The sequence below is a fragment of the Fictibacillus barbaricus genome (assembly GCF_031457135.1).
In the GTDB taxonomy this organism is placed as follows: domain Bacteria; phylum Bacillota; class Bacilli; order Bacillales; family Fictibacillaceae; genus Fictibacillus; species Fictibacillus barbaricus_A.
Genome location: NZ_JAVDWA010000017.1, coordinates 1 through 1,642, shown reverse-complemented (window position 1 = coordinate 1,642; position 1,642 = coordinate 1). Strand labels below are relative to the sequence as shown.

1 protein-coding gene is annotated in these 1,642 nt (G+C 39.1%); it reads left to right on the top strand.

Going from position 1 to position 1,642, the window contains the following annotated elements; translation table 11 throughout:
• Nucleotides 1-262: 262 nt before the first annotated feature.
• Complete coding sequence (locus J2X07_RS19905) at nt 263-1,501, top strand: IS110 family transposase (protein WP_310262952.1); 1,239 nt, start codon at nt 263-265, stop codon at nt 1,499-1,501.
• The last annotated feature ends 141 nt before the right edge of the window (nt 1,502-1,642 follow it).

The window sequence follows — 1,642 nt, the reverse complement described above, 5'->3', positions numbered from 1 at the left end:
ATTAAAGCACCCGATCGTAATATAAGGTTAGCCAGAATTTCTGGTTGACCTTTTTTTATTTGGTCTTATTATAGCGGTAGTCGGGGTAGAACGTAGCACCCGTGGGATTGAATCCCGTCCACAAAACTGTTCACCCCCTACTTGTATAAACATGTTTCAGGCTGGTTGGGACAAGAAGGATCCCGTTTAACAAGCGAACCTATGAAATTACAAGGAGCTTAGGGGTTACCGACTAATTTATTTCTAGGAAGGAGAATCATAGATGAATCCAGTTGTAGGTCTGGATGTTTCAAAAGGTGAAAGTCAGGTTCAAGCCTTTTTAGATAAAGGAAAACCGTATCGGAAGAGCTTCAGTGTTATGCATACACTTGATGGTTTAGATGGCTTATTAGAGTTCTTGGTAGAGGTTACTAGAGTAACAGACGGAAAGAAACCTTCGGTTATTTTAGAATCGACGGGTCATTATCATCACCCAGTTGTTCAGTTTCTAGAAGATCACCATTATGTTTATATTGTGGTAAATCCACTTGTTTCTCATCGTTCCCGTAGTGCAAATCTTAGGAAAGTCAAAACGGATGCAGCAGATGCGTATCAGCTTTGTGAGTTGTTTTATAAGGAAGAACTAGCTCCTCATCGAAGAAGAGGTATACAGCTTTTAAACCTTCGTAACCTTACGAGACAACAAGAAACGATCACAAGCAACGCCTCTCAAACCAAGCTACGACTTCAATCTGTATTAGATCAGGTATTCCCTGAGTATCGAGGGGTTTTTGGAAACTTATACTCCAAGGTCTCTTTACGAATGTTAGAAGCTTTTCCAACATCCGAAACCGTCTTACTAGCAAGTGAAACCGAATTAAGAGATACAATCGCTTTGTTATGTAGGAGTCGTTCAGAGAAATGGGCATTGGACAAAGCTCAAAAATTAAGAGAAGCCGCATTGCGTAATCCATTTCAAAACAACTTATATGAGAGCCTGATCTTTAATCTCAAAATGCTTATTAGCATTGTTCTTCAATACGAAGAGCATCTATCCATGTTAGCAGCAGAAATAGATGCCCTCGCGAAAGAAATTGAAGAATATAAGATTATCCAATCTATCCCTGGTATTGGAGAAAAGATTGCAGCAACAATAATTTCAGAGATTGGTGAGATAGAAAGGTTTAATCACCCTAAGAAGTTAGTTGCGTTCGCAGGAGTAGATCCTAGTGTCTATTCTTCAGGAAGATTTACAGCATCCGTTAACCGCATCACGAAACGGGGTTCCAGTAGACTCAGATTAGCCTTGTATATGGCTGTAACCTGTGGCATACGAGATGCACGAAAGCAAAAAACGACGAATGAAATCATCGCTAGAAACAAGAAATTACGAGAATTCTATGATAAGAAACGCGACGAAGGAAAACCCTTTCGGGTAGCCGTCATTGCCTGTGTAAATAAGCTCTTACACTGGATCTATGCCCTTTTAAAAAGCAGAACGACTTACCAAGATATAGTTTAACCTCTATATCAATCCATCATAAGAAAAACCTTCCAACATTGAAAAACGGAAGGTTATTTGTCATGGACAAATTCAGTATAACATGAATAATTGTAGGCTTTTAATGAAAAATGTTGACAAACTATTAGCTGGTTTTGTGGA